We start from the raw sequence: 25,534 nt of genomic DNA, 5'->3' as shown, positions 1-25,534 counted from the left end.
CGTTCACCGCCTTCTCCCCCGTGCCCCGGTTCTTCCCCGTGCCCCTGTGCCCCCGTTCCCGGGCCCCGCTTCTTCCCAGCCCTCTGGCTAGCTTGTGCGCCCAGCGGCCACGGGCTCATCCACGTCAGCGGCGGGCTGCCGGTCAGTCGAATGGATGCCACGCGAGAGCTTGCTCGGCCACCAGATGGCGCGCCCGATGTCGTAGCTCAACGCTGGTACGAGCAGCGTGCGCACCAGGAAGGTGTCGAGGAGCACACCGAATGCGACAATGAACGCGATCTGGAGCAGGAACAGGATCGGAATGACGCTCAGTGCCGCGAACGTGGCGGCGAGAACCAGCCCCGCAGAGGTGATGACACCACCTGTGACGGCGAGCCCGCGCAGAATCCCCTGCTTTGTGCCGTGGTTCTTCGACTCCTCGCGCACCCTCGTCATGAGGAAGATGTTGTAATCCACCCCGAGGGCCACCAGGAAGACGAAGCCGAACAGCGGGACTGACGGGTCTGCTCCAGGGAAGTCGAAGATGCCGTTGAATACCCACGCAGAAACCCCGAGCGCCGCACCGAACGACAGCACAACGCTGGCGATCAGCAGCAACGGAGCAACGATCGACCGGAGCAGAAGCATCAGGATGAGAGTGATCGCCGCGAGAATCAACGGGATGAGCAGGTTGCGGTCGTGAATCGCCGTCGTGTTCGAGTCGAGCGCGATGGCCGTCGTGCCGCCGACCAGGACCGGCGCATCCTCCGTCGAGATGTCCGCGAGCGCCTCGCGGAGTTCCACGACGACGTTCTCGGCGGCGATCGAGTCGCCGGCGTCGGAGAGGGTGGCCGAGAGCAGCACGTTGCCGTCAACAACTGTGGGCTCCGGGACCGGGGTGCCAGGAGGGCCAAGCGGCTGGACACCGTCTTCAGTGACGGGGAGCGATCCCGACGGCGAGTCCTCTGCGAGCACGGTGAGCGAATCGACGCCGTCGGTGCCGAGGACGATGTCGGAGACGGCTTCGAGCTCGTCCTCTGGGGCGATGATGACCGTCGGCGAACCGGATCCTGCCGGGAAGTGGTCGGCGAGAACCGCCTGTCCGTCGCGGGCCTGCGACTCACCGAGTACGAACTCGCTCTGAGCCACCCCGTCTGCCTTGAGCTGGAACATCCCGAGGCAGAGCACACCGAGAAGCATGACGCTCGAGATCCAGATCACCCGGGGGCGCCTGGCGATCAGGCGGGCGAGCCCGGGCCAGAGGCCCTTCCTGTCGTCGGCGATCGGATTGATGTCGCGGGCCTCGGCCTTGGGGCGGATCGGCCAGAACGCGACCTTCCCCGCCCAGAACAGGAGCGCGGGCAGAAGTGTGAGTGAGGCAAGAAGTGCGAACACGATGCCGATCGACGCGACGGGTCCGAGCGACTTGTTCGAGTTGAGGTCGGAGAACAGGAGCAGGAGAAGCGCGGCGATGACGGTTCCGCCCGAGGCAAGGATGGGCTCCCACGAACCCTTGAGTGCCGCCCAGGTCGCCTTCCATTTGGTCGACTCGGTAACCAGGGCTTCCCGGAACCTCGCGATGTAGAGCAGTGAGTAGTCCGTGGCAGCGCCGATCACCAGGATGAAGAGAATTCCCTGGGTCTGGCCGCTGAGCAGCAGGACGTCTGCCCGCGCCAGTTGCACGACGACGAGGATCGACGCACACAGCGCCGAGAGACTCGAGAACAGGACCAGTACGGGGAGGAGCGGCGAGCGGTAGACGACGACAAGAATCACGAACACGGCGCCGAGGGCGACGAGCAGCAACAGCCCGTCGATTCCGGCGAACGCATCGGTGAGGTCGGCGGCAAGTCCTGCCGGTCCGGTGATCTGTGCGGTGACGCCCTCGATGGGGTCGTCGGTGAGGACTGTCCTCAGGGCTTCGACCGTGTCCGCCGTCTTCACGTCTGTGTCGAGCACCATCACGACCTGCGCGGCATCGCCGTCATCGGACACGATGGGCGGTGAGCTCTCCTCGGCGAGAACGCCATCCACGTCGGCAAACTCGGCGACGGTGGCGTCGATCTCGGCCAGGTCGGTCTCGGTCAGACCGCCGTCGCGTTCGAAGACCACGATCGCCGGGATGACATCGTCATCGCGAAACTCCGCCTGAAGGTCCTGGACTTTCGTTGCCTCTGCGCTTGCCGGCAGTTGCTGCGACTGGTCGTTGGTGCTGACCTCGCTGATCTGGCCGAAACTCGCACCGCCGGCTCCGAAGAGCCCGAACCAGACGAGGATGAGAGCGGCGGGGATGAGAATGCGCAGCCAGACAGGAACGCGCGAGTCTCGACGAGAGGCAGAAGTCTTGATCACACACTCAACGTTACGATCGCGACCAGGGCGACCGCGTCGATCAAAAGTTGGAAATCGAAGGGGGTCAGTTCCGCAGACGGTTGAGGGTCGACGTCACGGAGACTGGATTGCCTGAGTGAGGGCTGCCGCCGTGCCTGAGGCTTCGCCTCAGGAGTGCGACGCCTGCACAGTACGGAGCTTCGCCAGCACCTGCAGCTTGAGGTCTTCCGGCGCTGTCTCCTTGCACGCCCTCTGGACGGCATCCGTCAGCGTGCGCGCGAGCAGAGCTTCTTCCTGGCACGACGCGCAGTGCTCGAGGTGCTCCCTGATGTCGGCGGCGTTCGCCTGGCAGACCTCATTCCGGAGGTACTCCTCAAGGTCGCGCTTGGCCTGGTCGCATCCGCAATCTGTCATTTTCGAGCTCCTGTCGGGCGCGTGTCGATGCCGCGCTCCGTTGCGTAATCAGCCAAAAGGTCCCGCAGCATCCGCCTGCCTCTATGCAGTCGGCTCATAACGGTCCCGATCGGGGTTTTCATGATGTCGGCGATCTCCTGGTACGCAAAACCTTCCACGTCTGCCAGGTAGACCGCGAGTCGGAAGTCCTCAGGGATTGCCTGGAGGGCATCCTTCACCGCACTGTCAGGCATGTGGTCGATGGCCTCCGCCTCGGCCGATCGGGACGACGTCGCCGTTGTCGACTCCGCGCCACCCATCTGCCAGTCTTCGAGGTCATCGATCGTGCCCTGGTACGGCTCGCGCTGCTTCTTGCGATAGATGTTGATGTACGTGTTTGTGAGGATGCGGTACAGCCACGCCTTGAGATTCGTGCCCTGCGTGTACTGCCCAAAAGCCGCATACGCCTTCACAAACGTCTCCTGGACGAGGTCCTGCGCGTCAGACGGGTTCTTCGTCATGCGCATGGCCGCGCCGTACAGCTGGTCGATGAAGGGCAGGGCCTGTTCTTCAAACAGTGCTCGCGGGTCTTCGACCGGTTCAGGGGCTGGGTTATCGTCCACGGTGGTCATCACAGGCAAGTCTACGACCGCTTTGACGAGACCGCCCGTGAGGTCGGGAACTAGCCCGGCGGCGACAGGCATGCTCACCTGTCGTTCAAGGACGCGAACTGTCATTGCCGAAATGCCTCCAAAGCTGTAATGGCCGATACATTAGATAAACAATGCTTGAGTCTCAATATTCCGCACCGGAGTTCGACATCTACGGCGACCGCTCCCAGCCCGCCGGCGATAAGCCGTGGCCTGCACCCGTCGCCCCAGGGCCGATCGAGGCGGTTGTCTCTCTCCCCGGCTCGAAGTCGCTGACGAACCGGGAACTTGTGCTTGCCGCCCTGGCCGAGTCGCCGTCGCTGCTGCGTGCACCCCTGCACTCGCGCGACAGCCAGAACATGGTTGAGGCCCTGCGGTCCCTCGGCACAACGATTACCGAGACGGATGCCACCGGCGAGTTCGGCCCTGACCTTCTGGTGACGCCCGGCGAACTGACCGGTTCGACCACCGTTGATTGCGGCCTCGCCGGCACCGTGATGCGATTCGTCCCTCCCGTTGCCGCCCTTGCCCTGGGCCCGACCACGTTCGATGCCGACGACTCAGCACGCGGTCGCCCCATGAAGACACTGATCTCCTCCCTCCGCGAGCTCGGCGTCGACATCAACGACGACGGACGCGGATCGCTGCCGTTCACCGTTCACGGCACCGGCCGGGTCGGTGGCGGGGAACTCACCATCGACGCATCGAGCTCGAGCCAGTTCGTCTCGGCACTCCTCCTCGCCGCCGCGCGATTCGACGAGGGGCTCACCCTCACGCACGCGGGCGAGCGCCTGCCGAGCCTGCCGCACATCGACATGACGATCGCCGCCCTCGCCGCTCGCGGGGTGACGGTGACTTCGCCCGCCCCTGGCACCTGGCGGGTCGAACCCGGCCCTATCGCCGGTCTCGACGTCGACATCGAACCCGACCTCTCCAATGCGGCACCGTTCCTCGTTGCGGCGGTCGTCACTGGCGGCAGCGTCACCATTCCGCGCTGGCCCGCCGAGACCACTCAGGTCGGCGCCGAACTGCTCGACATCCTCCCCCGCTTCGGCGCGACAGTCTCCATCGACGGTGACCGCGTCACCGTGACCGGAACCGGCCGCATCCTCGGGGTGGACCTCGACCTCACCACGGCGGGTGAACTTGCGCCGCCGCTCGTCGCACTCGCCGCCCTCGCGGAGTCGCCGTCGACGATCACCGGAATCGGTCACATCCGTCACCACGAAACAGACCGGCTTGCCGCTCTCGCCACCGAGATCAACCAGCTTGGCGGCGACGTCACCGAGCTCGACGACGGCCTCTCGATTGTGCCGAAGCCGCTCTCGGGCGGCGTCTGGTCGAGCTACCACGATCACCGAATGGCGACGGCGGGCGCAATCATCGGCCTCGTCGTCGAAGGTGTGTCGATCGAGAACATCGCGACAACAGCGAAGACCCTCCCCCAGTTCCCCGAACTGTGGACGACGATGCTCTCGAAAGCGGTCAGCGCATGAGCTGGTGGGACACCGGCGACGACGACGAGCCTGAATTCGACGAGTCGTCGATCCGCGTTCGGCCGAACCGCAAGGGCAACCGGCCGCGCACGAAAACCCGGCCAGAGCACAACGACGCGCAGACCGCACGCGTCCTCGCCGTCGACCGCGGCCGGTACACGGTGCTGCTCGATGAAGGCACGAAGAAGGAACGCCGGATCACCGCGTCACGGGCATCCGAACTCCGCAAGCACGCGGTCGTCAACGGCGATCGTGTCGACGTGGTCGGTGACCTTTCCGGTGAGCCAGGCACTCTCGCCCGCATCGTTCGGATCGTTCCGCGCACGACGCTGCTTCGCCGAAGCGCCGACGACTCCGACGAGGTCGAGCGCGTCATCGTCGCGAACGCCGACCAGATGCTCGTCGTCGTCGCTGCCGCGGATCCTGAACCACGCGAGCGCCTCGTCGACAGGTACCTCATCGCCGCCCTCGACGCCGGCATCCGCCCCATTCTCTGCATCACGAAGACGGACCTGGCCGACCCTTCTGACTTCCTGAAGAACTTTGCCGGGCTCGACCTGCTCGTGTTCACGAGCGCGGAGGACCGGATGCCGCTCGCCGAGATCACCGACGCCCTGATCGGCCACGACACGGTCTTCGTCGGCCACTCCGGTGTCGGCAAGTCCACCCTGGTGAACGCGCTGGTGCCGAGCGCGCAGCGGGCGACGGGCCACGTCAACGTCGTCACCGGGCGCGGGAGGCACACCTCCTCGTCGACGGTGTCCTATCGGATCGAGAACGAGAACGGCACAGGGTGGGTCATCGACACACCCGGTGTCCGCTCCTTCGGGCTCGGACACATCGACCCCGCCAACATCCTCAAGGCATTCACCGACCTCGCGGAGGCGGCCGAGCGGTGCCCCCGGGGCTGCACCCACCTGCCGGATGCGCCGGACTGCGCCATCATCGAGGCCGTTGAATCCGGCGAACTCGGCGAGACGGGCCCTGCGCGACTCGACTCGCTGCAGCGGCTGCTGGCTACCTTCGCGACCCGCGCGGCCACAAGAGATGCTTAGGCTGGAACCATGACAGATTCATCGACCTCCACCGCTCCCGACGCTCCGCTGCGGCTGCAGCCGGGCGAGACCGCTCCATCGTTCACCCTGCCGAGCTCGGCGGGGACACCGGTCTCCCTCGCGGACTTCGCCGGCTCAAAGGTCATCCTCTACTTCTACCCGGCAGCGATGACCCCTGGGTGCACCACCCAGGCCTGTGACTTCCGCGACAGCCTGAGTTCACTTCAGGCTGCCGGATACACGGTTCTCGGCATCTCCAAGGACTCGCCAGACAAGCTCGCCGCTTTCGCCGAGCGTGACGCGCTCACCTTCCCGCTCCTCAGCGACGAGGATCTCGCCGTCCACAAGGCGTATGGCGCGTACGGCGAGAAGAACTCGTACGGCAGGATCATCACCGGGGTGCTCCGCTCGACCTTTGTGATCGACGAGAAGGGCGCGATCGAGCTCGCCCTCTACAACGTCAAGGCGACGGGGCACGTGGCCTCGCTGCGGAAGAAGCTCGGCGTAGCCTGACACGCGCTGCATCCGCAGCTCGCGAGCGCTACACATCCATGCCCAAGCGGCAGATACTTCTGCAGCGCGGGCATGCAACTGCAGCGCTCGACGCCGCGGGTGCCGGCGCGCGCGCGACCAGGCACGCGCACAGCCCGGGTGGCTCGGGTGGCTCGGGCGGCTCGGGCGGCTCGGGCGGCTCGGGCGGCAGCTCACACCCCCTGCCGACGGCATCCGCACCACGCTGCATCCCGCAGCCGCGCCGCATCCGCCGCCCGCGAGCGCTACACATCCATGCCCGCGCGGCAGAAGCTTCTGCCGCGCGGGCATGCAACTGCAGCGCGCGACGCCGCGGGGGTGCCGGGCTACTCCACCTCGGGGCGCCGGAGCGCTTCCATCACGCTCTTCGTGAAGAGCAGCACGAGCGCGACAAGAGTCGGTGCCAGGATCGCCCAGCCCCACGCCGGTTGCGCTGTCGCACCCTGGAAGGCACCGACCGCGACCGCGAGCTGCACGAGCTGCCAGACCAGAGCGGCTCCACGGCTCCACGGTGAGCGCCTCGCCAGAGCGACGGCGACGGCCGATACGAAGGCAGCGGCGATGCCGGCAAGCACGGTGAGGGCGAGTGCGCTGGCGAAGGATGCCGCCGGCTGGGTGAGGACGTCGAAGACGAGAACAACCACGACACAAATCATGGCCAAAGCCTCGATGAACAAAAGGCCGGTGAGCAGGCGAATCGCGAGAGATCCTCGCGTCTCGGGTGAAAAACTGGAAATTGTAGACCTTTCGTGTGTCCGTTTTGTGTCGGGAGCGTTATTCACAGGTATATCGCACCCAAATCTATTGATTTGACTGAGCCCTTATGGGAACATAATTGAGGCCTCGATCTGCGGTTCACAAAGAGGTGAGCGGATCCCATCGTGTGATCGCCCTCTCAGATCCGGGCCCGTTTCCATTTTCGACCACAGAGGTCGCATACCCGCAATTCAAAGGAGTACCCCCATGGACTGGCGCGACAAAGCCGCTTGCCTCACCGCAGATCCTGAACTATTTTTCCCGGTGGGAAACACAGGCCCGGCAGTCGACCAGATCGACAAGGCGAAAGCCGTGTGCGGTCGGTGCACTGTGACCGAAATCTGCCTCCAGTACGCCCTCGAGACCGGTCAGGACTCGGGAGTCTGGGGTGGCCTCTCCGAAGACGAGCGTCGCGCGCTCAAGCGCCGCGCCGCCCGCGCCCGCCGCGCTTCCTGAGCCGACGGGCCTGAGGCACCGCGCCCAGGCGCCAGACCTCAGGCACTGACAACGAAAAGACCGTTGCCCACTCTCTCCGGAGAGTGGGCAACGGTCTTTTCTGCACTCGTCATTGAGAAGACAGCGGATGCTACGTGCGAGAGATCCAGCGCAGTGGCACCTCGATCGTGACCTCGGTTCCAGAGCCGACGACCGTGTGCCAGTCGATCGTTCCACTGAGCTCACCCTGGATCAGCGTGCGGACGATCTGGGTCCCGAGTCCCGAACCGACCTTGCCTTCCTGGAGCCCGACACCGTTGTCGCGGACGAGGACAGTGAGTTCGTCTCCCGATCGGTCAGCGACGATCTCGACCTCTCCGTCGCGGCCCGCGAGTCCGTGTTCCACGGCATTCGTGACGAGTTCGGTGAGAGCAAGTGCGAGCGGCGTCGCGTATGCACTGGGGAGCACCCCGAACTCACCGGTCTTGTGGGGGTGCACCGTCGTGTTGTGACTGGATGCCACTTCGGCGATGAGCATGAGCACACGCTCGAACACCTCATCGAAGTTGACGTCCTGGGTCAGCCCCTCCGACAGCGTGTCGTGCACGACGGCAATGGCAGCCACCCGCCTCATCGCCTGTGACAGCGCCTCGCGAGCCTCATCGTTGTGCGCCCGCCGCGCCTGGATCCGCAGCAGGGATGCCACGGTCTGCAGGTTGTTCTTGACCCGGTGATGGATCTCGCGGATCGTGGCATCCTTCGTAATGAGCTCACGTTCCTGGTGGCGAAGTTCGGACACATCGCGGCAGAGCACGATCGCCCCGGCGCGTTCGCCACGGTGACGGAGGGGAATCGCGCGAAGCGACACCGTCACTCCCCTGGCCTCGATGTCCGTGCGCCAGGGCGCGCGACCGGTGACGACGAGGGGCAGGGATTCGTCGATGACCTGCTTGCTCGGCAGGATCTTGGTGGTCACTTCGGCGAGCGACTCCCCCTCGAGCTCCTCGGCGAATCCCATCCGGTTGAAGGCCGACAGGGCATTCGGGCTCGCGAAGGTCGTGATCCCGTCGACGTCGAGGCGGATCAGCCCGTCGGAGGCGCGAGGCGCGCCCCTGCGCGGTCCGGTGGGGGCCGAGAGGTCGGGGAAGTCGCCTGTTGCCACCATCTCGAACAGGTCGTCAGCGCACTCGTTGAACGTGAGCTCCTGCCGGCTCGGAGTACGGGCCTCACCGAGGTTGGTGTGGCGGGTGAGCACAGCGATCGGCGTCGGTGAGTTCTCGGGCGAACTCGAGCTGAGCCTCCGCATGACCGGGACGGCTCGGACCCGTGTCGGTGTTTCCTCGTACCAGTCAGGGGCTGTGGAGTCGGCAATGCGCGCGTTCTCGAACGCATCGCTCACCTGTGCTCGCCACTGCGCCTTGATCGGCTGTCCGACGAAGTCACGGTAAAACAGGGTTGCAGCGCTCGACGGCCGGTAGTGAGAGACCGAGATGAAGCCGCCGTCCCGGTCAGGGACCCACAGCACGATATCGGCGAAGGCCAGGTCTGCGAGCAGTTGAGCGTCGCCGACGAGCATGTGCAGCCAATCGACATCGGCTTCGGTGGAGCGCCCCTGGGCGAGTACGAGGTCACTGAGCGTTGACATTCGTCCAGTCTATGGGTGCTGCTGACCGGTACGAGCCCGTGCCGGATGCCGTCGCGCCAGCCCCAGCGGCCGCCAGCGCTGGCGGGTGTCACCCGTGCGTCGAACCCCAATCAGGCCTGGCTCACATGACCGATGCGCTGGCGGGGGCGCTCGCGCCGACGGGACCGGCGCGTGACGGCTTCTTCCGGCGGCGGCAGGATGCGGCTGGCCGTGAACCGGCGCAGCGACGCGAGCGCCGACGACCTCGGACTCGCGTCGTGAAGCGCCCTGCCTGCCAGCAGCGCGGCATCCGTCCCCTTCTCGTCGTGTGGGATGAGCACCGGGTCGCCGATACCGCCGAACCGCTGCAGGGTCGCTTTGACCTGCCCTGACGGATTCAGGCCAACCGAGCCGCTTCGCACCTTGTTGATGACCGTCGTCACAGGGATGCCGGCCGCCCGCTCGAGCAGGTCACCGTGCGCACGAAGGTACCGCTGGAGCCCGATCGGATCGGCCGCACCGACGGCGATGATCTCGTCCGCCGCGTCGATACAGGTGAGCGTCGCTGCGTTGCGACGCGGCGCGAAGAGGTCCGTTGAGATCTCCTCATCGTTCTCCAGACTGAAGCCGGTGTCGACGACGACGTAGTCGGCCCACTCCCGACACGCATCGAGGGTTCGCCTGACCCGCTCCGCGCTGAGTTCGGGCCAGCGATAGGCGCGAGTGATCCCCGTGAGCACGCGAAGCGATCCGCCGCCGACCGGGTAGGTCTGGCTGATCCGCTCCAGCTCGGCCACGCTGAGACCGTCCTTGCCCGCGAGGCGGCACGCTGCCGCGAAGCCCGGCGACTCGTCGAGAAGACCGAGCGCTGGAGCGATGGACGCCGCGTGCGTGTCGGCGTCGATCAGCACGACAGACCTGCCGGCCGCCGCGAGTTCGGTGGCGAGGGTTATGGCAACAGTTGTGCGCCCAGGGGCGCCAGCGGGACCCCAGACCACGAGAATGCGGCCGGGTTCCTGGGTGCGAGCCGCCGGCCGATCGACAAGCCCGCCACGCACCAGGGTGTCGATCTCGTCGAGAGGTGCGTCGCTCGACACCACCTCGAGCAGGTTCAGCGCCCTGGCATTACGAACGTCCCGTTCGGATGCCGTCACGGCAACGACCCGGACGCCGTGCGCGTCGCACCACGCCAGCACCCTTGAGGTGAGCCTGTCTGGCGCCGCAGAGATGAGGAGAACGGTTGCCGTCGCCCCATCGAGCACCGACACCGGGTCGGCGTGCTCTCCAACCCGGACGTCGACCCAGTGCCCGCTCTCGAGAAGCGCGGGGACTACCCGGTCTTCGGTGTCACCGTCGAGGGCAACGGCGAGAGCAACCACCGCCGTCACCTCCCCGTCGCAGGGACAACCGAGATGGCATCGCCTCCAGCGACGGCGGCGAGGACCGCTGCGACTTTGCCCTTCGGCACGAGGACCTCGACGTCCTGTCCCCCTGCCACGACGAGTCCCTGCTGTTCGACCACCCTGACAACTGCTGCTCCCGCCACGAGAACGACGGGCGGAGCGAAGGTTCCGTCATCCTCGACCTGTGCGGTCCACACGTCGACGAGCGAACCGGCCTCCACGGACTCCGGGAGAATCGACGTCGACCCGACGACCAGTGCGCTCACCCCGACGCTGGCGTCGGTTCCCACCGCGGACCGCGGCACGAGCTCCCCCTTGAGCACGGTCCTGACCACGGTAAGTCCTTCCTCCGGGATGCTTCCGGCTGTGACGTATCTCGCGTCTGCGTCTCCGAGGCGCACGTTCTGGACGGTGAGGTCGCCGGCCCGGATCACGTCGCCAACGCTCAGCGTCGTGCGTGCGACGTAGACGCCCGTGGATCGCTCAGCCGACGTGACGACAAACCAGACACCAACGATCGAGCTGACGATGAGCACGATCCCAACGGCGAATCGCGGGTCCAAACCCGCCCGGATTCGCCGGGAAACCGACGGAATGGACGCGTCCATGGGCCCTCCTGTCTCCCTGCGGTCGCAGGGGCGGCCCTGCGGACCTCCATGCTGCCAACTTTCACGATGACGCGAGAAAGTTATCCACAAGAGGGCACCCCGGTGATCGGCAGCCTCATAATCGACGTATGGATACGGTCTCGTCAGACTCCGTAGGCCGCTTCCTCACGGTTGCCGACGCCGCGGACATCCTCAATATCTCGACAGCAGAGGTGACAGAGCTGATCCGAACCGCTGAGTTGCCCGCCATCAGCATCGGCGCGCCCGGAAGATGGCGCATCGAACACCGGGTGCTCGAGGCCTACATCGCGGGCAAGTACGAGGAAGCCAGGCGCATGAGCCTGTGGCAGGAGTCCGACATCGCGAGCCTCCCCGAGATTGCACGCGGGACGATCATCAAGCCGAACCACGACGAGGGCTGACAGGGACTGGGTCACAGGCGAACGTACGCGACCATGTCGAACGGGATCAGTCGCTGGTGCGCCACGTTCCGCTCCCTGCGTGGCGCTCCCGGCTCGTGCACGGCAAGATCGACGTGGTCTCTGCCTACCCTGTCGATGGTGCCGGAATGACAGGCATCAACGCCGCTTGCGCAGTGGACCTCGACAAAGGACCGCCGTCGGCAGAGGTCGCGCAACGCGAAGGCGAGGCCGATTCGATCCGTGAGCCGCGGCGCACCGTCCGTCACCTCCGGAACATCAAGACTCCGCGAGACGGATGCCTTTGGCACGATCACACCGGCGATCGCTCCGACGGGAACCAGAACGGCACTGGCTGGCGCTCCCTGCCCGGCCAGGTCTGCGGAGAACCAGTCCCTGCCGAACGACTGCGGAATCAGGACGAGGACTTCGCCGGTAATGAGTTCGATCGACAGCGGTTCACGCTCCCGGCCGTCGTGACCGCTGAACGTCGAGAGTCGTTCCCTCAGCGTCAGCCGGCCAAGCCGGTGCCGGTATTCCTCAGCGCGGAGGTCACCCTCGTCCGAGTGAAGCTCCTGCTCGAGCTGACTCTCGAGGTCATCGAAAAGGCTGTCCCAGCGCATTCTGGAAGGGTACACATTCCGCGATCGGGAACGTGAGTTATCCACAGATTCTGCCGCCGGGGTTTACATCGATGGTTCGAACCTGCAAAAGTACCGTCTCGAAGCCTCACCCTGCTCGGGACGTTCCGGGCAACTGCTGACGCAGGTCTCGCGTGGACCCGAACACACGTCCTGTCACCGCTGCCGCCTTGCCCCGTGGCGTCATCGCCGGTCCGTCGCCGGTCATCGTGCCCCATCAAGCACCGACAGTCACTCTACGGAGCCACGCATGAGCATTCCGTTCTCAGGCGAGCCAGTTCCACCGTCGCGGAAACCACAGGGGCCTCCCCGGGAGAATGCACCGGGCGATCCCGTCCCCGCCCATGATCAGCGGCAGCGTTCCACCGACCCGCCCGGCCCTGCGGGGCCGCACGGTGCACGTGGGTCTGGCGGGGACCACTTCGACACCGATCGCTTCTTCGGCAGACAGAAAACCCCGACCGAGCTGCTCCCGCCGCCGGAACCGCTTCTGGAGAACCTGACGCGATGCGTCATGGAGGTACTGCGAGGAGCACGTGACATCGATCAACTCGCTCGTTGGATCAGCGAGGATGTCTACAAACACCTCCTCAAACGGCAACTGATTTCGGCGAGGGCACGGCAGATCAAGGGGACACCAGCCACGCGGCCCGTCCTGGTCATCGGCAGGATCACGACCAGCTCGCCGGCAGACGGCGTGATCGAGGCTGTGGTGATGGTTTACGAGAAGCCACGAGCGCGGGCGGTCGCCATTCGGCTCGAGGGTGTCGACAAGCGATGGCGCGCCACCTCCATCGGCATTCTCTAGGCGGGCACCCGGGCAGCCGCGGCGGTGGAACGACGACTGCCGTTACGACTCCTGCGGTTACGACGCCTGCCCTTACGACACAAGCCCCGACACCAAAAGGGCCGGGGCTTGTGTTGCACTGCTTGCGTGTGCCGCGCTGTTACTTCTTCTTACCCTGGGCGCGGCGGTCGGCGCGGTTGCCTCCGACGGGTGGAGTGACCTGGCCCCTCTGACCGAAAGCTCCACGCTCGGCCGTTGCGACCGGTGCTGCGGCCTCCGGCTGCGCTGACCGGGCGGCTGTCGCCTGCCTGGCGCGCGCCGTTGCCGCTTTCTCTACCTGGCCTTTTTGGTTGCGAACCTCGACGTCACCGGTCTCGGTCGCGGCGGAGTAGCTGAGGTTCTCGTCCTCGTCGTCCGGCCGGGTGAGCCCCTTGGCCTCGACGGAGGTGACTTCCTCGCTCGCACCCTTGGTGACTTCGACCTCGAGGTTGAACAGGTAACCGACGCTCTCTTCGCGAATCTGTCCCATCATCTGCTGGAACATGCTGAAGCCTTCGCGCTGGTACTCGACCAGCGGGTCACGCTGTGCCATCGCCCGCAGGCCGATGCCGTCCTTGAGGTAATCCATCTCGTACAGGTGATCGCGCCAGCGACGGTCGATGACCTGGAGCACAACGCGCCGCTCGAGTTCGCGCATCGCCGGTGAGCCGAGCTGTTCCTCACGCCGTGCGTAGGCGAGCTTGGCATCCGACAGGATCTCGCGACGCATGAACTCGCGGTTGATCTTGCCCCTCTGCCCGGCCTCAGCGATAACCTCATCGATGGTCAGGCTGATCGGGTACAGGGTCTTGAGGTCGACCCACAGTGCGTCGAAGTCCCAGTCGTCTCCGTTGCCCTCGCCGACGTGCACATCGAGCACCTCGGTGATGACGTCTTCAAGGAACTTCTGGGTGCGCTCGTGCAGGTCGTCGCCCTCGAGGATGTGGCGGCGGTCAGCGTAGATAGCCTCGCGCTGACGGTTGAGGACATCGTCGTACTTGAGCACGTTCTTGCGGATCTCGGCGTTGCGCGCCTCGACCTGCGACTGTGCGCTCCGGATCGCACGGCTGACGACCTTTGACTCGATGGCCATGTCGTCGGGAACCCCGCCGCGGCCCATGAGGGCTTCAGCGGCGCCGGAGTTGAACAGGCGCATCAGGTCATCGGTGAGTGACAGGTAGAACCTGCTCTCGCCCGGGTCTCCCTGGCGGCCCGACCGGCCCCTGAGCTGGTTGTCGATGCGGCGGGATTCGTGGCGCTCGGTGCCGAGCACATAGAGTCCGCCGGCTTCGATGACCTTGTCCGCTTCCTCCTGGACCTTCTGCTTGACGGCGGTGAAGACGTCATCCCAGGCTGCCTCGTACTCCTCGGGAGTCTCGCTCGGGCTGAGGCCCTTCTGGTTCATCTCCTGGACAGCCAGGAACTCAGCGTTTCCGCCGAGCATGATGTCTGTTCCACGACCGGCCATGTTCGTTGCGACGGTCACCGAGCCGAGCCGGCCGGCCTGGGCGACGATCGCGGCCTCTCGCGCGTGGTTCTTCGCGTTGAGAACCTCGTGCCTGATGCCCTTCTTCGCGAGCAGGCGGGAGAGGTATTCGCTCTTCTCGACGCTGGTCGTTCCGACGAGGACGGGCTGGCCCTTCTCGTGGCGCTCGGCAATGTCTTCTACGACCTGCGCGAACTTCGTCTCCTCGTTCTTGTACACGAGGTCCGGCTGGTCGATTCGCCGCATGGGCTTGTTCGGCGGAATCGGAACGACGCCCAGCTTGTAGGTCGAGACGAACTCAGCGGCCTCGGTCTCGGCGGTACCGGTCATGCCGGAGAGCTTCGAGTACAGGCGGAAGTAGTTCTGCAGCGTGACCGTGGCGAGGGTCTGGTTCTCGGCCTTGACCTGAACGCCCTCTTTCGCCTCGATCGCCTGGTGGATTCCCTCGTTGTAACGACGGCCCATGAGAATACGGCCGGTGTGCTCATCGACGATCATGACCTCGCCGTTCATGACGACGTAGTCCTTGTCTTTCTTGAACAGTGCGTTCGCTTTAAGCGAGTTGTTGAGGAAGGAAATCAGCGGCGTGTTCGCGGACTCGTAGAGGTTGTCGATGCCGAGGTAGTCCTCGACCTTTTCGATACCTGGTTCGAGCACACCGACGGTGCGCTTCTTCTCGTCGACCTCGTAGTCTTCGCCCTCGACGAGGATCTTCGCGAGGCGGGCGAACTCATTGAACCAGCGGTTTGCCTCGCCTGACGACGGGCCGGAGATGATGAGCGGCGTCCGCGCCTCGTCGATGAGGATCGAGTCCACCTCGTCGACAATGGCAAAGTAGTGGCCACGCTGTACGAGGTCTTTGGACTGCCACGCCATGTTGTCGCGGAGGTAGTCGAACCCGAACTCGTTGTTGGTCCCGTAGGTCACGTCGCAGAGATACTGCTCGCGCCGCTCAGCCGGGGTCTGTCCGGCGACGATGACACCGGTGGTCATGCCGAGGGCACGGAACACCCGGCCCATAAGCTCAGACTGGTAGGTCGCCAGGTAGTCGTTCACCGTGACGATGTGAACACCCTTGCCCGCAATCGCGTTGAGGTACGCGGGGAGCGTGGCGACGAGCGTCTTGCCCTCACCGGTCTTCATCTCGGCGATGTTGCCGAGGTGAAGAGCCGCTCCACCCATGATCTGCACGTCGAAGTGCCTCAGCCCGATGGTGCGTTTTCCCGCCTCGCGTACGGCGGCAAACGCCTCGGGAAGCAGGTCGTCGAGGGTTTCGCCCTTCTCGAACCGGGCGCGGAGCTCGGCTGTTTCATTGCGAAGTTCCTCATCGGTGAGGTCCGCGAAGTTCGGCTCGAGCGAGTTAACAGCTTTGGTCAGGTTTTCGAGCTTCTTGAGGATCCGGCCCTCGCCAACGCGAAGAACCCTCTCTAGTACTGAGGCCACGAATTGCACTCCACTTTTATCTAGGGCACGCGAGTATCGCGCCACCGTGCCGTGTGCACGGTAATCAACGTCAGTCGACAACGCTACCCATGTTAGCGTCCAGTCCGGTGAGAGCGCCCTGATAAAGGCGGCGAAAACACCCGGAACACACGAGCGGGTGCCGGATCGCTCCGACACCCGCTCGCAACGTGCCTCACGGCATCCGTTGCGGGTTACGCCCGCTTCTTCGACTCCGCCGCTTCGTCATCGAGACCGATGACACCGTAGTCCCAGCCCTTGCGCCGGTAGACCACGCTCGGCCTGTCGTTTTTCGCGTCGACGAACAGGAAGAACGGATGCCCGACCAGCTCCATCCTGTCGACCGCCTCGTCGACGGTCATAAATTCTGCGGGGAACACCTTCTCGCGAATCACAACCGGCGAGTACTCCTCCTCGGATTCGCTGTCGCTGTCATCCACCGTCGTCAGCACTCCTGTCGCGACCCGGTCGATCACGTCAGGGTCAGCGGGCTGGAGGTCGATGCCGCTGAAGCCCTCAGCGCTCGCGGTCGACAACGACGTTCGCCGTTTTCCCCGCAGCACTTTCTTGCGGTCCTTCGCCCTGCGTACCTGCTCGAGCAACTTTCCCATTGCCAGATCAAAGGCAACGTACTTGTCTGAGCCCGATGCCTCAGCCCGGATGAGCGGGCCTGGACCGATGAGCATCAGCTCGACCCGGTCGTCTCCGGGCTTGCCACTCTTATCATGATGGCGGCTGACCTTGACCTCGAATGCGAGGGCACGGTCTGACAGGTGGGCCACTTTCTCTGATTTTTCCTCGACGTAATCGCGGAAGCGATCAGTGAGTCCCAGGCCTTGTCCGACAATGTTAATTTCCACGTCAACCTCCCAGATCTGCGCGAACCGCCGCATATTCATGGGCGGTCCTTTCGCGCCTTTAGACCCCACGCTAGTCCGCGCCGCATGAGAAGTCACTCGGCAAACTGTGTGGTTGGCGCGTTGCTATGATGCGCAGTGGCGTTGCCGCGATGACCACGGCACCGACAGTCCGTGCCCCGGCGGAGTCGAGCGCCCTGCGTGCTTCCCTGAGCGTCGCACCCGTCGTGACCACGTCGTCGACAACGAGGAAACTCCCTCCGGCAACACGCTCCGAGGCCCGAAGCGACCCCACAAGATTGCGTTCTCGACCCGCTCGACCGAGGCCAACCTGGTCGGCAGGCTGTCGGACCAGCCTGAGCGGATGCTCCGCCGCGAGTCCTCCCTTTCTGAGCACCCTGTCGACCGGCCGGTATCCCCTTCGTCTGTAGGCCGCCCTGCTCGACGGGAGAGCGGCGAGCCTCAGGTCGGTGACCGTTCCGGCGTGGCGCGGAAGTTCGGCGAGCGCCAGGTCGAACGCCGTCCTGAGGATCTGGGCGAGTACCGCGGCGACATCGGTTCGCTGGTCATTCTTGAGCGCGAGGATGGCGCGCCTCACGGCACCGTCGTATTCGGCGCCAGCCCACACCGGGAACGCATCCCCGATGTCACGCACCGCCGGGGGCTCGCCGACGCTCGCAACACACCCGGCGCAGAGCGCGACGTCCGGTTCACCGCAGCCGACGCACGCAACAGGAAGGAGAAGCCCCATCGCCTCGCGGAACGCCGAGCGCACACCTGCCGCCACGACCCCCGAGTCCGAGCCCAAGTCCGGGTCGGAGTCCGGCTCCGCGTTGCCGCTGTGATTCATCCGCCGAGCATGTCCCGGCCCGCCACTGACGGACAGGGTGGCAACGGAGCGGTGGAGAGTTCGCGCGTTCCCCCGAGCTGGTGAGGACTAGTCCGGGCTGCCGAGCTGGGTGGCCAGGAAGAACACACCCTTCGACGTCGTCTGCCATACGGAGGTTCGCAGCACCTCGACACTTCCGGTCGACGAGAGTGCACGGAGTTGCCTGACCGTGTTGCCACCGACGATCTGCACCGCGTCATCAACCATGGCGAGTGCTCCCGATTCGCCACCGATCACCTGGGTCACGACCTCTCCCCGTCCGTCGGACGCTCCGACGAGCGAGGCGACGGTGACGTCGTCGACCCAGGTCGCCGACAGCCCGACGCCGGCGCCGGCCGCGAACCCGAGAGGTTCACCGAGGCTGACCGGTGTGCCGTCCGCGGCGCGGGTGATCCCGGCCACAAGCAGCCGGGGCTGGCCCACCGTGTGCACAAGCGCGAGTACCCGTGTTCCGTCGCGTGACACCTGAATCGACTGGATGCTCGAGGCATCAGGCCAGCTGGACGCAACCGGCGATTGGGAACCGTCCGCCCTGAGCGCAAGCAACGCTCCCGGCTCGTTCTCGGGAACCGACCACAGGAACCCGAACCTGTCGAGTGACGGCGCGATCAGGTCAGCTCGTGCGTCGACCCTGAGCCCGGCTTCCTGTGATTGGCGCACCGCATAGACGCCGCCCGGCGTGAGCACTGCGGCGAGCGAATAGTTCTGGTTCACGACGGCCGCTGTTGCCCCGAGCGCTTCGATCTGCGGGCTGAGGCCAGGAATCCGCTCCACGGTTCCGCCCCCGAGGAACCCAAAACCGTCCTCGGTCAACGCGAGCGCCCGGGGGTCGACGCGGGTTCCAGCGAGGGTCAGCGCCGGAATGTTCTGCACGTTGCCGTTGACGGCGATACTCACCGAGGTGATGGTGGACACACCAGAGAGGCTCGCAGACAGCTGGGCCTGCATCCGCTGAAGCGTTACCTCATCCGCGTCGAATGCTTCACTGGTGAGGTCGACCTGTGCCACGTCGTTGACAACGGGAACCGCCTTGCTGGTCAGCTTGATCCCTTCAGGGAAGGCGGAGCTCACCGCACCGCTCAACCACTCGCTTGGGCCGGCGAGAAGAGCGGCGACGATCTGGGTACCTGTCGACGCCCGCGACGGGAACCAGCGCAGGTCAGGCACGAGGTGCGTCCAGGTCGGGTCGAAGAAGCTGAGCGAATACGGGTTGAACACCTCGCTGAACTTCTGCTCGTCGAGCACGACGCCGTCCGGCGCTGAATTGATCCGCCACTGGCCGTCGATCTGTACCAGTGAGTACACGCTGCTCGTGGTCTCCGGATCTGTGAACTCGGTGAACTCTCCCGCGGCGTCAACGGATGCCACAGGCTCGAGCGTCACCAGCATGTTCAGTTCATCGACGGGGGCGAAGACGCGCTGGTTGGCCAGGTCCACCAGGACGCTCGCATCCGGGTTCCACTCGGACCGGATCGACGGTGAGAGGTATTCGCGCGCCGTGGCGTAGTCGTCCCGTGGGCTGGAGGCAGCGTCGATGAAGCCGCTGACGATCTGCTCCTGGGTCGCGTCCTTCTCCGGTCCGACAGCGAGGAACTCGACCTCCGGATCTCCGTCGGCTGGCACCACCTGGCCGATTTGCGGAGCGCCTGACTGAGGGATGCCGGCGCAGCCGGAGAGCAGGACGGCGAGGGAGAGCGCCAGGCCGGCCGCGATCCTCGATGTCAGCCGCCTCGTTGCCAGCCGCCTCGGGGTCATGACCGCTCCCCTGACACCGTGCCGTCGGCATCCGTCGGTGACAGTGTATTCACGGGACCAGGACCTTCGGCGTCGTCGGGCGGGAGTGGGAGGGGCGAGACGGTGAAGCTGCCACCGCTGACCCTCGGCAGGGTCAGGCGGAAACAGGAGCCGTGGCCGACCCGCGACCACAGGTCAAGGGTACCTCCGTGGAGTTGAGCGTCCTCGAGGGCGATGGCGAGGCCGAGGCCCGTTCCGCCGATCGTCCGCTTTCGGGAGGGGTCAGCGCGCCAGAACCGGTCGAAGACCCGCTCGGCATCCGCCTCGGTCATTCCGAGCCCGTAGTCGCGCACCGTGAGCGCTACGGCTCGCTCGTTGCTGTCGACAGTGACGATGATCGGACGTCCCTCACCGTGCTCGATGGCGTTACCGAGCAGGTTGCGGACGATCCTCCTGATGCGCCGCGGGTCCATTTCCACGGGCGAGTACCCGCCGGGAGCGACGAGCCGGATCTCTGATCCTTTTTGCTCGGCGAGCGCAGCAACACCCTCGATGGAATCTTCCGCGAGATGCACGAGGCTCGATGGTTCGATCTCCAGCTGAACAGAGCCGGCGTCATACCTCGAGATCTCCAGCAGGTCGGCCAGAAGAATCTCGAACCGCTGGGTCTGCGTGTGAAGCAACTCGGTGGTGCGCGCCATGGCGGGAGGGAAGGTCTCGCGCTGGTCGTACAGCACATCGCCAGCGAGGCGGATCGTGGTCAGCGGCGTTCGAAGTTCGTGCGAGACGTCGGAGACGAATCGCTGCTGCACCTGCGACAGGTCAGCGAGTTCCTTGATCTGAAGCTGGAGGCTGTCCGCCATGGCGTTGAACGACTGGGCGAGCGTGGCGAGTTCGTCCTCGCCCCTCTCCGGAATGCGCACCTCGAGCTCTCCAGCGGCGAGCTGCTGGCTGGTTTCGGCGGCAACCCGGATCGGGTTGGCCACGAGCCGAACAACCACCCAGACCACAGAGCCGAGCAGCAGCAACTGCGCGAGTCCACCGATGATCAGGGTGCGCTGGACAAACAGCAGCGTCTCCTCAGTGTCGCTGAGGTTGTACCCGATATAGATTTCGTACCTGCTGCCCTCCGGCAGTGTGATCTCGGTGCCAACGACGATGCCGGGTGCTGTCCCGCCATTGGACGTCGGAAGCGACACGGATTGCCACCACTGTTCGTCGGGGTTCTTCTGGACGCTCGCCCTGAGCGCGTCGCTGATCACCCCGGTCAGCTGCGGGCTCTCGAAATCCTGTGGGGCCGCTGCGCTCGCCGGCTGGCCGGGTGCCCGGTAACCGGCGATGAGCGTCGAACTCGAGGTCCTGGCAATTTCGGTGCGGGCAGCGCTCATCAGCTCCTGGATCCCGGCACGGTCCTGCTCGCTCGACGAATCGAGAAGGTTCTGGGCCGAGGTCGTGGCGCGGAAAGAGTCCTGCTGCACCTGATCGACCCTGGAGGAGAAGAGGTCGTTGCCGATGGACAGCGACATGTACACGCTCGAGATCAGCACGGCCGCGAGCGAGAGACCGAGCGTCACAACGACGGTGCGAAACTGGAGCGAACGCCGCCACGATCTGGCCGCTCTCGACGGCCACGTTCTCCAGTTGGCGAACCTGGCCCCGGCGACACCGGTGTTCGGCCCCGAATGACCCTGGCCCTGCTCGTCAGTTTCCCGGCTGAACACCATAGGGCGCTCTAGAGCGGGACGCCGGAACCGGCACGATAGCCGACACCGCGAACAGTCATGACGATGCGTGGGTTATCCGGATCAAACTCGACCTTCGCCCTGAGCCTCTGAACGTGCACGTTCACGAGCCGGGTGTCAGCCTTGTAGTGGTATCCCCACACCTGCTCGAGAAGCATCTCGCGTGTGAAGACCTGTTGCGGTTTGGATGCCAGCGTCAGCAGCAGGTCGAACTCAAGGGGGGTGAGGTTGATGGGCACGTCACCACGTCGCACTTCGTGGCCGGCCACGTCGACGACGAGGTCACCGATCTGCAGGGTGTCCTGCGCCTGCTGGGGCGTCGGCCTCAGGCGGGTGCGAATCCGGGCGACGAGTTCTTTGGGGTTGAACGGCTTCACCATGTAGTCGTCTGCGCCGGACTCCAGTCCCTTGACCACATCGGCGGTGTCGGTCTTGGCCGTCAGCATGATGATCGGCACGCCGGATTCGGAACGGATGCGGGTACAGACTTCGATGCCGTCGATACCTGGAAGCATGAGGTCAAGAAGCACGAGGTCCGGCTTTACCTCGTGGAAAGCGTCAACGGCGCCGCTGCCATCGGCGCAGAAGTGCGGCTCAAACCCTTCGGTTCGCAGCACAATGCCGATCATCTCGGCCAGCGCTGTGTCGTCGTCGACAACCAGGATCCGTGCGTTCATACGCCTCGTTCTCGTTTCTTCGGCTGACGCGGGGGGACGACAGCCATGGGTACTCGAACAGATTACTGGCTCCAGCCGGGGACTTTGCGTATTGCACCGATTTCGCCCGACCGGAGTAAGGTTCGCGGGGCGCGGATCAGATGTGCCACGATGAGCACGGCATGTTTTCGCGACGGAGGGGCCGCTGAATGACACACGACCAGAATTGGCAGGCACCGGGCCAGCCGGAGGAGCCACCACGCTACGGTGAGCGCGTGTCGCCCTCTCCTTCCGGGCAGCAGCCGTCGCCGCCATCCGGCCAGCCGCAACAGCCTGCCGCCCCGAACGACTACGACCCCAGTGTTCACGGCTCGAACGGGTACGGCCAGGGCAACCAGTACGGTCAGGACACCTACGGTCAGAACCCCTCCGGCCAGGGCCAGTACGGTCAAAACCCGTACCCATATGGGCAGGCTCCATCCCAGCCTGGGTACGGCCAGAATCCGTACGGCGCACCGCAGTTCTCACAGCCAGGGTGGACCCCTCCCCCCAAACCGGGGCTGATTCCCCTGCGCCCGCTCGGGTTCGGCACTCTGCTCTCCGCTCCGTTCCTCGCCCTCAAACGAAACCCGAAGGCGACGTTCGGCAGCGCGCTCCTCGTGCAGGCCGTCACCGTCATCATCAGCCTTCTCGTCATCGGCGTGATCACGTTCTTCTTCATCTCGCGCATCACCGCTGCCGCCCCGGAGGATCAGGATGCCGTCGCGGCCGGCGGGATCGCCGGCATCATTGTCGGTTCACTCGTCCCGTTCCTGATCACCCTCGTTGGCACAGTTTTCCTCCAGGGCGTTATTGTCACCGAGGTTGCGCGCGCGACCCTCGGCGAGAAGCTCACCCTTAAGGCCGTGTGGAAGGCAACCTGGCCCCGCCTTGGCAGCCTGCTGCTCTGGGTCCTCGTCGCGACCGGTGCCGTCCTGGCCGTGGTCGCTGTCATCGTCGGGATCGTCTGGCTCCTCGTCGTCCTCGGCGGCGGGTTCGTCGCGGCCGGCATCATCCTCGCGATCCTCGCCGCTATCGCCCTCGTCGTGGTCGGCGTGTGGGTAAGCATCAAGCTGTCGATAGTGCCGAGCATCATCGTGCTCGAACGGGCGACGATGGTCGCCGCGATCCGCCGGTCCTGGCGCCTCACCGACGGCTACTTCTGGCGCACCCTCGGCGTGCAGTACCTCATCGCCTTCATCGTCGGCACTGTGTCGCAGATCGTCATCAGCCCGATCAGCTTCCTCTACATCATGGCTGTCTCGGCGATCGACCCGACCGGAACGTCGGCGGAGAGCTGGATCGGTCCGGTCGTGCTCTACGTGATCATGATCGTGCTCTCACTCCTGATCGGCTCGATCACCTCCGTCGTGTCGTCCGCAGCGATCGCCCTCATCTATGTCGACCTTCGGATGCGTAAGGAGGGACTCGATCTCGAGCTCATCCGGTTCGTCGAGGCGCGGCAGACGGGCGACCAGACGGTCGAAGACCCCTACCTCGTCCGAGCAAACCCTCCCCAGACGCAGGCAGGGACCGGTCCGGGATCGCCGTGGGCCTAGGCGGGCTCGCGGTAGCCGGCGGCCGGTTCACCGGAATCACGCATCCGACGGCGGATGTGCCCGTCGATCCGTCAGCGCCCGAGGCACGGGACTGGCTCATCGAGGAGTTGAGTAAACCCGAGTACGCTGCGGCGCAACCCAGCCTCTTCGACAGGCTCTCCCAGGAGTTCTTCGACTGGCTCGGGCGCCTGTTCCAGCCCGGTGAGGCAGTACCGACCGACTGGATACCGGTTGCCATCGTCGCGGCCGTCATACTCGCGATCGCTGTCGCCCTGCTGGTCTGGGGCGTCCCGCGACTCAACCGCAGAAGCGCAGCGGTGAGCGGCCTGTTCGGTGATGATGACACCCGGTCCGCCGACGAGCTGCGGGTGGCGTCGGACCGGTCAGCGGCGGCCGGCGACTGGACCGCCGCCATCCGGTACCGGTTCAGGGCCATCGCCAGGAGCCTCACCGAACGCACCGTTGTCTTCGTCTCACCCGGCACAACCGCGCACGACTTCGCCGAGCGCGCCGCCGACGCCTTTCCTGACGCGCGCCTCCGGCTCGCCGACGCCGCACGGACATTTGACGGCGTCCGTTACCTCGGCGCGGAGGGCACCGCGGAGCAGTATCGCCAACTTGCCGCGCTCGATGATGAACTTGACGCGCGCACGCCAGCCCGGCTTGAGGCCGTCAGCGAGGAGAGCTCCGCGTGACGGCCAACGACCTCAAGGAGCGCACAGCGCACGCCGCGGCATCCGACGTCGCCGGAAATCAGGTGACGACGCCCCTCGCTCGCACCGTCCTCAGGCGCGCGGTGTTCTGGATCGGTGTCGCCCTGGTCTCCGCCGTCGTCGTCGTTGCCACCCTCATGCTCACGCGGGGCGGCACATCGAGCGGAATCGAACTCGACCCGGCGAACCCGGCGCCGACCGGGGCGAAGGCCACCGCCGAGGTCCTGCGGAGCCAGGGCGTCGATGTGCTGCTGCCGGAGTCCTTCAGTGAAGCGATGGTGGAGGCCGACCAGGCCCGAACCACCCTCGCCGTCTTCGACCCGTCCGGCTACCTCTCCGACGCGAGGCTGTCCGAGCTCGTCAGCGCCGCGGATTCGGTGGTGATCCTCGGACCCACCTTCACCCAGCTCCAGTCGCTCGCGCCCGGCGTGTTCGCCGCCGGCAGGAGCGAAGAGTCGGTCGCCTTGACGGCGGACTGCGACCTGCCTGCCGCCGAACGCGCCGGGAGCATCAGCGCCGGCGCCACCTTCCGGATCACGGGCGATTCGGATGCCGTGGGCTGCTTCCCCGCGGACACCGATGGTTTCGGTGTGGTGCAGCTGCCGACTGAGAACGGCACGCTCACCCTGGTGGGACCGGTCGACCTGCTCAGCAACGACCGGGTGATCGAGAACGGCAACGCCGCCCTCGCCCTCGGGTTGCTCGGCGAGACCGAGCGACTCGTCTGGTACCTGCCGACGATTGCCGATGTCGAAGCATCCGGCCCGCCCAATGTCGCCGAACTGACCCCGATCTGGCTCGTGCCGACCACGTCTCTCCTCGCGATCACCGCGCTGGTCGCCATGTTCTGGCGCGGGCGCCGGTTTGGTCCGCTCGTCGCCGAGGACCTCCCCGTGACGGTGCCCGCCGGCGAAACACTCGAGGGCAGGGCACGGCTCTACCAGCGAGTGTCGGCGCGAACGCGCGCGATCGATGCGCTTCGGATGGGCGCAACCGCACGACTCGGCGGGGCACTCGGCCTCTCCAGGCACGCGACGGTGTACGAGGTAGCGGATGCCGCTGCGGCTCTGCTCTCGCGTCCTCGCGACCAGGTCCGCGGCATCCTCGTCGACACCGTGCCGAATTCGGAGCGCGACGTTGTCGCCATTTCCGACGCTCTTGCCGAACTCGAGCGGGCAACGGCAGCCGCCGTGACCCCGCGACCACCCGCCCGCCCGTCGTAACGTGGAGGCGGCGATCGTGCCGCAGCCG

23 protein-coding genes are annotated in these 25,534 nt (G+C 65.7%); 9 read left to right on the top strand and 14 right to left on the bottom strand.

Annotation, left to right across the window (positions count from 1 at the left end):
* Positions 1 to 87 precede the first annotated feature (87 nt).
* From AC1C2M_RS10060 to AC1C2M_RS10050, 3 genes are all read right to left on the bottom strand, one after another.
* Positions 88 to 2,331, bottom strand: coding sequence for an MMPL family transporter (locus AC1C2M_RS10060; protein ID WP_495436258.1), 2,244 nt, complete (start codon positions 2,329 to 2,331; stop codon positions 88 to 90).
* 147 nt (positions 2,332 to 2,478) lie between these two features.
* A complete protein-coding gene (locus tag AC1C2M_RS10055) occupies positions 2,479 to 2,724 on the bottom strand; it encodes an anti-sigma factor family protein (protein ID WP_483405623.1) in 246 nt (81 codons plus the stop codon).
* Positions 2,721 to 3,335 (bottom strand): sigma-70 family RNA polymerase sigma factor, encoded by a 615-nt coding sequence (locus AC1C2M_RS10050; RefSeq protein ID WP_483405896.1) that lies wholly within the window; start codon positions 3,333 to 3,335, stop codon positions 2,721 to 2,723. The genes AC1C2M_RS10055 and AC1C2M_RS10050 overlap by 4 nt, the downstream gene beginning before the upstream one ends.
* A gap of 152 nt (positions 3,336 to 3,487) precedes the next feature.
* Here AC1C2M_RS10050 and aroA point away from each other — a divergent pair, with 152 nt between their 5' ends.
* Genes aroA through bcp form a run of 3 tightly spaced genes read left to right on the top strand, consistent with a single transcriptional unit; the run spans position 3,488 to position 6,417 of the window.
* A complete protein-coding gene (gene aroA, locus AC1C2M_RS10045) occupies positions 3,488 to 4,849 on the top strand; it encodes a 3-phosphoshikimate 1-carboxyvinyltransferase (RefSeq protein ID WP_495436257.1) in 1,362 nt (453 codons plus the stop codon).
* Entirely contained in the window at positions 4,846 to 5,904 is a 1,059-nt protein-coding gene (gene rsgA / locus AC1C2M_RS10040; protein WP_483405621.1) for a ribosome small subunit-dependent GTPase A, read from the top strand. Before aroA ends, rsgA begins: the two co-directional genes overlap by 4 nt.
* A gap of 9 nt (positions 5,905 to 5,913) precedes the next feature.
* Entirely contained in the window at positions 5,914 to 6,417 is a 504-nt protein-coding gene (gene bcp / locus AC1C2M_RS10035) for a thioredoxin-dependent thiol peroxidase (protein WP_495436256.1), read from the top strand.
* Between the two features lie 344 nt (positions 6,418 to 6,761).
* Here the strand turns inward: bcp and AC1C2M_RS10030 are convergent, their stop codons facing one another.
* Positions 6,762 to 7,091, bottom strand: a complete 330-nt coding sequence (locus tag AC1C2M_RS10030; protein ID WP_495436255.1) for a hypothetical protein — start codon at positions 7,089 to 7,091, stop codon at positions 6,762 to 6,764.
* A gap of 307 nt (positions 7,092 to 7,398) precedes the next feature.
* Between AC1C2M_RS10030 and AC1C2M_RS10025 the strand changes: the two genes are divergently transcribed.
* Positions 7,399 to 7,647, top strand: a complete 249-nt coding sequence (locus AC1C2M_RS10025; protein WP_090711166.1) for a WhiB family transcriptional regulator — start codon at positions 7,399 to 7,401, stop codon at positions 7,645 to 7,647.
* A gap of 130 nt (positions 7,648 to 7,777) precedes the next feature.
* On the opposite strand, the gene AC1C2M_RS10020 is transcribed toward AC1C2M_RS10025, so the two are convergent.
* The 3 genes from AC1C2M_RS10020 to AC1C2M_RS10010 all read right to left on the bottom strand — a co-directional run bounded on the left by AC1C2M_RS10020 (position 7,778) and on the right by AC1C2M_RS10010 (position 11,261).
* Positions 7,778 to 9,271: a sensor histidine kinase gene (locus AC1C2M_RS10020; RefSeq protein WP_108390421.1), complete on the bottom strand. Its 1,494-nt coding sequence runs from the start codon at positions 9,269 to 9,271 to the stop codon at positions 7,778 to 7,780.
* Between the two features lie 110 nt (positions 9,272 to 9,381).
* Positions 9,382 to 10,629 (bottom strand): CpaE/TadZ family protein, encoded by a 1,248-nt coding sequence (locus AC1C2M_RS10015; RefSeq protein ID WP_495436254.1) that lies wholly within the window; start codon positions 10,627 to 10,629, stop codon positions 9,382 to 9,384.
* A 5-nt stretch (positions 10,630 to 10,634) separates the two neighbouring features.
* Positions 10,635 to 11,261 (bottom strand): SAF domain-containing protein, encoded by a 627-nt coding sequence (locus AC1C2M_RS10010; RefSeq protein ID WP_495436252.1) that lies wholly within the window; start codon positions 11,259 to 11,261, stop codon positions 10,635 to 10,637.
* Between the two features lie 128 nt (positions 11,262 to 11,389).
* Here AC1C2M_RS10010 and AC1C2M_RS10005 point away from each other — a divergent pair, with 128 nt between their 5' ends.
* The gene (locus AC1C2M_RS10005; RefSeq protein WP_483405616.1) at positions 11,390 to 11,683 is read left to right on the top strand and encodes a helix-turn-helix domain-containing protein; all 294 of its coding nucleotides are present in this window, start codon (positions 11,390 to 11,392) and stop codon (positions 11,681 to 11,683) included.
* An 11-nt stretch (positions 11,684 to 11,694) separates the two neighbouring features.
* Here the strand turns inward: AC1C2M_RS10005 and AC1C2M_RS10000 are convergent, their stop codons facing one another.
* On the bottom strand, positions 11,695 to 12,303 hold the full coding sequence (locus AC1C2M_RS10000; protein ID WP_495436251.1) for a hypothetical protein: 609 nt from the start codon (positions 12,301 to 12,303) through the stop codon (positions 11,695 to 11,697).
* Between the two features lie 268 nt (positions 12,304 to 12,571).
* Between AC1C2M_RS10000 and AC1C2M_RS09995 the strand changes: the two genes are divergently transcribed.
* The gene (locus tag AC1C2M_RS09995; RefSeq protein WP_495436250.1) at positions 12,572 to 13,129 is read left to right on the top strand and encodes an Rv3235 family protein; all 558 of its coding nucleotides are present in this window, start codon (positions 12,572 to 12,574) and stop codon (positions 13,127 to 13,129) included.
* Positions 13,130 to 13,268: 139 nt separating this feature from the next.
* Here the strand turns inward: AC1C2M_RS09995 and secA are convergent, their stop codons facing one another.
* The 6 genes from secA to mtrA form a co-directional block, all read right to left on the bottom strand.
* Positions 13,269 to 16,076, bottom strand: coding sequence for a preprotein translocase subunit SecA (gene secA, locus AC1C2M_RS09990; RefSeq protein WP_495436249.1), 2,808 nt, complete (start codon positions 16,074 to 16,076; stop codon positions 13,269 to 13,271).
* A gap of 212 nt (positions 16,077 to 16,288) precedes the next feature.
* Positions 16,289 to 16,954 carry a ribosome hibernation-promoting factor, HPF/YfiA family gene (gene hpf / locus AC1C2M_RS09985; RefSeq protein WP_483405612.1) on the bottom strand — a complete coding sequence of 222 codons (666 nt, stop codon included), beginning with the start codon at positions 16,952 to 16,954 and terminating at the stop codon, positions 16,289 to 16,291.
* A gap of 70 nt (positions 16,955 to 17,024) precedes the next feature.
* A complete protein-coding gene (locus AC1C2M_RS09980; protein WP_495436248.1) occupies positions 17,025 to 17,801 on the bottom strand; it encodes a ComF family protein in 777 nt (258 codons plus the stop codon).
* 87 nt (positions 17,802 to 17,888) lie between these two features.
* Positions 17,889 to 19,595: an LpqB family beta-propeller domain-containing protein gene (locus tag AC1C2M_RS09975; RefSeq protein ID WP_495436247.1), complete on the bottom strand. Its 1,707-nt coding sequence runs from the start codon at positions 19,593 to 19,595 to the stop codon at positions 17,889 to 17,891.
* Positions 19,592 to 21,298 carry an MtrAB system histidine kinase MtrB gene (gene mtrB, locus AC1C2M_RS09970; protein ID WP_495436245.1) on the bottom strand — a complete coding sequence of 569 codons (1,707 nt, stop codon included), beginning with the start codon at positions 21,296 to 21,298 and terminating at the stop codon, positions 19,592 to 19,594. Before mtrB ends, AC1C2M_RS09975 begins: the two co-directional genes overlap by 4 nt.
* 8 nt (positions 21,299 to 21,306) lie before the next feature.
* The gene (mtrA, locus tag AC1C2M_RS09965) at positions 21,307 to 21,993 is read right to left on the bottom strand and encodes an MtrAB system response regulator MtrA (protein ID WP_483405608.1); all 687 of its coding nucleotides are present in this window, start codon (positions 21,991 to 21,993) and stop codon (positions 21,307 to 21,309) included.
* Positions 21,994 to 22,247: 254 nt separating this feature from the next.
* Here mtrA and AC1C2M_RS09960 point away from each other — a divergent pair, with 254 nt between their 5' ends.
* From AC1C2M_RS09960 to AC1C2M_RS09950, 3 genes are read left to right on the top strand one after another with little or no spacing between them, the layout of a single operon-like run.
* Positions 22,248 to 23,570, top strand: coding sequence for a proline-rich domain-containing protein (locus AC1C2M_RS09960; protein WP_495436243.1), 1,323 nt, complete (start codon positions 22,248 to 22,250; stop codon positions 23,568 to 23,570).
* Positions 23,561 to 24,265 carry a DUF4129 domain-containing protein gene (locus AC1C2M_RS09955; protein ID WP_495436242.1) on the top strand — a complete coding sequence of 235 codons (705 nt, stop codon included), beginning with the start codon at positions 23,561 to 23,563 and terminating at the stop codon, positions 24,263 to 24,265. Before AC1C2M_RS09960 ends, AC1C2M_RS09955 begins: the two co-directional genes overlap by 10 nt.
* Entirely contained in the window at positions 24,262 to 25,506 is a 1,245-nt protein-coding gene (locus AC1C2M_RS09950; RefSeq protein WP_495436241.1) for a DUF4350 domain-containing protein, read from the top strand. The genes AC1C2M_RS09955 and AC1C2M_RS09950 overlap by 4 nt, the downstream gene beginning before the upstream one ends.
* Positions 25,507 to 25,534: the final 28 nt, after the last annotated feature.

This window comes from Mycetocola sp. Y444, assembly GCF_059445295.1.
This window is presented reverse-complemented; position numbering and strand designations above follow the sequence as displayed.

Bases quoted from the DNA above. Each gene is read 5' to 3' on its own strand.
- AC1C2M_RS10055 (WP_483405623.1), bottom strand. From the start codon at position 2,724: ATGACAGATTGCGGATGCGACCAGGCCAAGCGCGACCTTGAGGAGTAC.
- AC1C2M_RS10050 (WP_483405896.1), bottom strand. From the start codon at position 3,335: ATGACCACCGTGGACGATAACCCAGCCCCTGAACCGGTCGAAGACCCG.
- aroA (WP_495436257.1), top strand. From the start codon at position 3,488: ATGCTTGAGTCTCAATATTCCGCACCGGAGTTCGACATCTACGGCGAC.
- rsgA (WP_483405621.1), top strand. From the start codon at position 4,846: ATGAGCTGGTGGGACACCGGCGACGACGACGAGCCTGAATTCGACGAG.
- bcp (WP_495436256.1), top strand. From the start codon at position 5,914: ATGACAGATTCATCGACCTCCACCGCTCCCGACGCTCCGCTGCGGCTG.
- AC1C2M_RS10030 (WP_495436255.1), bottom strand. From the start codon at position 7,091: ATGATTTGTGTCGTGGTTGTTCTCGTCTTCGACGTCCTCACCCAGCCG.
- AC1C2M_RS10025 (WP_090711166.1), top strand. From the start codon at position 7,399: ATGGACTGGCGCGACAAAGCCGCTTGCCTCACCGCAGATCCTGAACTA.
- AC1C2M_RS10020 (WP_108390421.1), bottom strand. From the start codon at position 9,271: ATGTCAACGCTCAGTGACCTCGTACTCGCCCAGGGGCGCTCCACCGAA.
- AC1C2M_RS10010 (WP_495436252.1), bottom strand. From the start codon at position 11,261: ATGGACGCGTCCATTCCGTCGGTTTCCCGGCGAATCCGGGCGGGTTTG.
- AC1C2M_RS10005 (WP_483405616.1), top strand. From the start codon at position 11,390: ATGGATACGGTCTCGTCAGACTCCGTAGGCCGCTTCCTCACGGTTGCC.
- AC1C2M_RS10000 (WP_495436251.1), bottom strand. From the start codon at position 12,303: ATGCGCTGGGACAGCCTTTTCGATGACCTCGAGAGTCAGCTCGAGCAG.
- AC1C2M_RS09995 (WP_495436250.1), top strand. From the start codon at position 12,572: ATGAGCATTCCGTTCTCAGGCGAGCCAGTTCCACCGTCGCGGAAACCA.
- AC1C2M_RS09980 (WP_495436248.1), bottom strand. From the start codon at position 17,801: ATGAATCACAGCGGCAACGCGGAGCCGGACTCCGACCCGGACTTGGGC.
- AC1C2M_RS09975 (WP_495436247.1), bottom strand. From the start codon at position 19,595: ATGACCCCGAGGCGGCTGGCAACGAGGCGGCTGACATCGAGGATCGCG.
- mtrB (WP_495436245.1), bottom strand. From the start codon at position 21,298: ATGGTGTTCAGCCGGGAAACTGACGAGCAGGGCCAGGGTCATTCGGGG.
- mtrA (WP_483405608.1), bottom strand. From the start codon at position 21,993: ATGAACGCACGGATCCTGGTTGTCGACGACGACACAGCGCTGGCCGAG.